The organism is Asaia sp. W19, from assembly GCF_003994335.1.
In the GTDB taxonomy this organism is placed as follows: domain Bacteria; phylum Pseudomonadota; class Alphaproteobacteria; order Acetobacterales; family Acetobacteraceae; genus Asaia.
Genome location: NZ_PNQZ01000046.1, coordinates 1 through 4,674, shown reverse-complemented (window position 1 = coordinate 4,674; position 4,674 = coordinate 1). Strand labels below are relative to the sequence as shown.

Genomic DNA, 4,674 nt, shown 5'->3' with positions numbered 1-4,674 from the left:
GACGGTCACGGCCCCGCGCCTGGATCTGGCTGCGGGCAGCCTGAACATCACGAGCCCGCAGAATACGTCCGATTATCGCAGCACAGCGAGCCAGAGCGGTGGCCAACTGAGCCTTGGCTACAAGACCGGTATTGGTGGCAGTGGACTTAACCAGACAGTCACCGATCATTTTGCCACGACGGGCTCGACCCTCTCAGGACTCTATGCGGGTGAGAACGGCATCGGCGTGGATGTGGCGGGTCAGACCAGCCTGACGGCAGGGGTGATCGACAGCCAGGCGGAAGCGGCGAAGAACCACTTCAACACGGGCAGCCTTGTTGCGAACAGCGTGACGAATGTATCGCAGTGGAAGGCGACGCAGACAGGCATGTCGATGAGCCTCGGCACGGATGTGCTGGGCAGCACGATGGGCATTCTGGGTGCTGTGGGGACGAATCTCGCGTCGGGCGCAGCGGGCATGATGGGTGGTGGCCGCACGCATGACGAGACGAGCGAGAGCCAGTCTGCGATCAGCGGTAACATTACGGTCAATGCCGGAAGTATATCCGGCCATTATACGACCGATGTGGCGAAAGCCAATGCGGCACTTGAGAATGGCTTCGACGCGAAGAAGCTGACCAATCAGCTCCAGGCACAGCATCTGGGCGGACAGCTGGCCGGTGAGGTCGGCGGGCTTGTGGCCGATCAATTGGAAAAGGCTGGCGTCGCAGGGTTTGGCGAGAAAGGGATCGCGAACAGCTACGGTCGTATCGCGCTTGAGACAGCGGCGAATACAGCCGTGGCCGCTGTCTCAGGGGGTAATATCGGCGCAGCTGCAGCCGGAACCGCAGCGGGTGGACTGGCAACGTCGGCAGCATTGGCGGGTGTATCCCGATGGGCTCTGGCTCATAGTAACGGCAATATTGACGATGCGGTCATGCTCGCCTCGGCGATGGAAAACCTGATTGGTTCCGGCGCTGGCGCGTTAGGGGGTATGATCGGAGGGGCGGGAACTGGCAGCACGGGCATCAATGCGCTCAACGGTGCGTCACAGGCCTCAAGCAATATAATCTCGGGGGTCACATCGGAGAAGCTGTGGCCTCGGAACTCGAGTTTGCAGTAGAGGCGGGGCGTGAGGCAGTTGTAAAGGCGGCGCCTATTGTTGCGAAGGGCGCTATAGCGGTTGCAGGCCCGGTGTTTGCTGCCGTTGCGACCCCAGAGGTCTTGGCTGGTGCTGCGATTGCAGTCACGGTTTATGGTGGGTACAAATATTACGTTTATCTCCGCTCTCCGGCGGAGGTTTCGGGTAATACGACGGTCAATGCCGAGCAGAAAGGAGATACGTCAAAGACATCCACATCAGAGCCGCAGCCAGAATTGCAAAAACTGCCCGATCCCGATGAAGATCCGAATGACTGGAAAAAATGGGGCGCCATGGCGGGGCTGCTCGGCGTATATGAAAAAGGTGTTGTAGAAAAGAGTCTCCTTGAGAGTGGTGCCTCAAAGAATGCTGCGCATATCGGCGAGAGCGCCGGGGGTGGGGGGAATGTAGTCCATGTCGACCCGTCGAAGCTGAGATGGACCCAAACGACAGCCGGGGGCAGGGGGCGTGCTGATACTCTTCGTAAAAGCATGTCAGAGAATGGTTACAATGGTCCGCCGATTGACGTTATTCAGACTCAGGATGGACTAGCAACAGTGGATCATACCCGTGCGGCTGTGGCTTTAGAACTAGGAATTGATAGTATCCCCGCACGAGTTCATCTTCCATCTGAGCCACTACCCACCAGCATGATTGGTCGTTTTGGTAATGCCTCAACTTGGGGAGAAGCTGCAGCATACAGAGCGGGTAATCAGCGCCCGCCTTTGGGGCCAACGGGCACACCAACACCACCAAAATTACCTAAACCTTCAAATAGAGTGTAAACCATGGACCATGTTTTCAATTTATCATTTCCTCGAGGATATCATTGGTTTCGTGAAAAAGGCTTGGCTGGCTACGAGCCATTCAGCCAATTAGAACCGTGGTATTTTTTATCAGATGAACAGATATTTTCGATTGACGAACGATGGCCGAAAAATAGTGAATTTAAGAACATTATTGCTTTTGCTAGAAGGCAGGACAATGATGATATCGCATGTTTCTTTAATTATGAAAACGAAACTCAAAAAAGGGTCTTAATTATACATGGATGGACTGATGGCGGATATGATATTTGCAATCAATATGACGATTATTGGGGCTGGATAAAAACAGTCCTTGAAGATGTAAGGCTGTGGATCGGTGATGTCACGTTAGGCTCAGGAATGCTGTCACGTTAACTGTGGCGTGTTAGACGCGGGTGATGAAAGCGTCGTGCGTGAGCTACAAACGACACCGATTTCCTCGTGAGCTGATCGCTCATGCGGTATGGCTGTATTTCCGCTTCCCTTTGAGCTTTCGCCTCGTGGAAGAGATGTTTCTCGAGCAGGGCATTGTCGTCTCGTATGAGACGATCCATCGATGGAGCCTGAAGTTCGGCACAGCTTACGCACGCTCCTTGCGTCGCAAGGCAGCAAGACCGGATGATGTCTGGCACCTGGATGGGTGATGTCACGTTAACTGATGTGAGGTAGGCGACGCCCGGGGAATGAGTATTCAGGCGCTGAGAGTGGTCGCGTTATTCCATTGGGCGAGAGCCCGGACACGATGGATGTGACGAGAAAGGGCGGTGGTGATGCGAGCGGATGGGACGAAGAGATTTCGGATGGCTGAGAAGACGGACACGAAGCGCTGACACCCGCCCGGTGAGCGGAATTTCTGCATGATGCGCTCGCGTTTTCGCAAAGGAAGATGACTGTTCTCCGCCCGGTTGTTCTGGCCCTTATGCGAGAGATGCCGGATCGAGAGACCAAGTTTGCGTCTTGCTGCCCCATAGGATTTGAGCTTGTCGGTGATCATGCGACTGGGGCGCACCCCCTGCCGTTTGAGGAGCCGGGTCAACAGGCGCCTGGCTGCTTTGGTGTTCCGGCGGGTCGCAGGATTTCGTCGAGAACATAGCCATCCTGATCGACTGCGCGCCACAGCCAATGAGGCTTACCACGGATCACGATCCGCACTTCGTCCAGATGCCAAAGATCACCAGGCCGAGCCTTCCTGCGTCGCAGAGATCGGGCATAGACCGCACCGAATTTCAGGCTCCATCGACGGATCGTCTCGTATGAGACGACTATACCCCGCTCGAGCAGCATTTCCTCAATAAGACGAAAGCTCAGCGGGAAGCGGAAATACAGCCATACCGCATGAGCGATCAGCTCACGAGGAAATCGGTGTCGTTTGTAGCTTACACATGACGCTCTCATCGCTCGCGTCTAACACGCCGCTCTTAACGTGACATCACCGTTCAGAACGATAGATTTTTTCGATGAATCTACTGGCCTCGCGGTCAGTGCGAAAACCATGGAGACAATGACACCAAGTAGAATGAAAAACCCGGGAAGAGTCTATTATGATATCAAAAGAAATATAGATACTCTTGAGAAATTTTCGGGTTACGGTTTGAGCGGAAGGTCAGTCGAATCGAACAAAATTATCCGCAGAGAATTGGATCTGGCCATTCCGTACGAGACTGGCGCTGCACAAATGGATCAGATCAAGCGAGCGTATGACTATGCTGCTCAAAAAGGGATTGAACTCAAGCTATGGAAGCTAAAGTGAGCATTGTTGAGAGGCGGTATTTGGCAAATATAAAAATGAATGAAAAATTCATAAATGTATCGACTTCGTCGGGTTACCGCTCCTCGATCAGGGATATATTGGGAAAAGACATCTATTTGTCTAACGATGCTGACCAATCCGACTTAGGGCACGCTATCTTGTCGGCGTTAGGTGTGAGTCGTTTTGTTCTCCCTGAGCGAAGAACCGATGGAGTGACGCATCCAGATCTCAAGTATGATATGTCCTTGTATGATTATAAAAAGTCTGATGAGCGTTACAAAAAATGGGTAGCGGAGGCCATGGAAAAATTTGGCTATAAGACAAAAAAAGCCATGTTCAAAAATATGAAAAGTTGTGAAGTGGAGAAGGATGAAAGAAGTATAATAATCATTCCATGGAAGCACGAAAAATTAGAGGCATGGTCTTTGGATGGACATTCTGAGGGGGATAACGTAGTCATCCCCGCCGATAGCAGCGCGGAAGAGATAGGCGTAGCAGCGCGTCTTGCTTTGAGTAGATGTATATGAGGTTCTCTCACATTAATTGCGCCATGATAGACGCTGATGATGAGAACGTTATCTGTGAGCTACAAACGGCACCATTTTCCGTGTAAACTGATAGCGCATGCGGTATGGCTCTATCTCCGCTTTCCCCCGAGCTTTCGTCTTGTCTAAGAAATCCTTATCGCGCGGGATATAGTCGTCTCATACGAGACGATCCGTCGGTGGAGCCTGAAGTTTGGTGCGGCCTTTGCCCGCTCCCTGCGTCGCAAGGCTGCAAGACCGGATGATATCTGGCACCTGGACGAGGTGCGGATCGCGATCCGTGGCAAGCCCCATTGGCTGTAGCGCGCAGTCGATCAGGATGGCATTATTCTCGATGAGATCCTGCAGCCCCGTCGGAACACCAAAGCAGCCAAGCGTCTGTTGATCCGGCTCCTCAAACTGCAGGGTTTGCGCCCTAGTCGTATGATCACTGACAAGCTCAAATCCTATGCA

The 4,674-nt window shown here is 53.0% G+C and carries 5 protein-coding genes and 3 pseudogenes; 7 read left to right on the top strand and 1 reads right to left on the bottom strand.

Annotation, left to right across the window (positions count from 1 at the left end):
• From C0V97_RS18340 to C0V97_RS09085, 4 genes and pseudogenes are all read left to right on the top strand, one after another.
• The coding region (locus tag C0V97_RS18340; RefSeq protein ID WP_158625394.1) for a hypothetical protein at positions 1 to 1,102 on the top strand (1,102 nt) is incomplete at its 5' end.
• On the top strand, positions 1,075 to 1,905 hold the full coding sequence (locus C0V97_RS09095) for a hypothetical protein (RefSeq protein WP_127102301.1): 831 nt from the start codon (positions 1,075 to 1,077) through the stop codon (positions 1,903 to 1,905). The genes C0V97_RS18340 and C0V97_RS09095, both read left to right, overlap by 28 nt.
• A gap of 3 nt (positions 1,906 to 1,908) precedes the next feature.
• Complete coding sequence (locus tag C0V97_RS09090) at positions 1,909 to 2,301, top strand: hypothetical protein (protein ID WP_127102300.1); 393 nt, start codon at positions 1,909 to 1,911, stop codon at positions 2,299 to 2,301.
• Between the two features lie 59 nt (positions 2,302 to 2,360).
• A pseudogene (locus C0V97_RS09085) lies at positions 2,361 to 2,564 on the top strand (IS6 family transposase); the annotation flags it as partial.
• A 53-nt stretch (positions 2,565 to 2,617) separates the two neighbouring features.
• Here the strand turns inward: C0V97_RS09085 and C0V97_RS09080 are convergent.
• Positions 2,618 to 3,321, bottom strand: a pseudogene (locus tag C0V97_RS09080) (IS6 family transposase).
• A gap of 28 nt (positions 3,322 to 3,349) precedes the next feature.
• On the opposite strand from C0V97_RS09080, the gene C0V97_RS09075 reads away from it, so the two are divergent.
• The 3 genes and pseudogenes from C0V97_RS09075 to C0V97_RS18660 form a co-directional block, all read left to right on the top strand.
• On the top strand, positions 3,350 to 3,676 hold the full coding sequence (locus tag C0V97_RS09075; protein ID WP_127102299.1) for a hypothetical protein: 327 nt from the start codon (positions 3,350 to 3,352) through the stop codon (positions 3,674 to 3,676).
• A complete protein-coding gene (locus C0V97_RS09070; RefSeq protein ID WP_199751766.1) occupies positions 3,673 to 4,203 on the top strand; it encodes a contact-dependent growth inhibition system immunity protein in 531 nt (176 codons plus the stop codon). Before C0V97_RS09075 ends, C0V97_RS09070 begins: the two co-directional genes overlap by 4 nt.
• Before the next feature lie 75 nt (positions 4,204 to 4,278).
• Positions 4,279 to 4,674: pseudogene (locus C0V97_RS18660) on the top strand (IS6 family transposase); the annotation flags it as partial.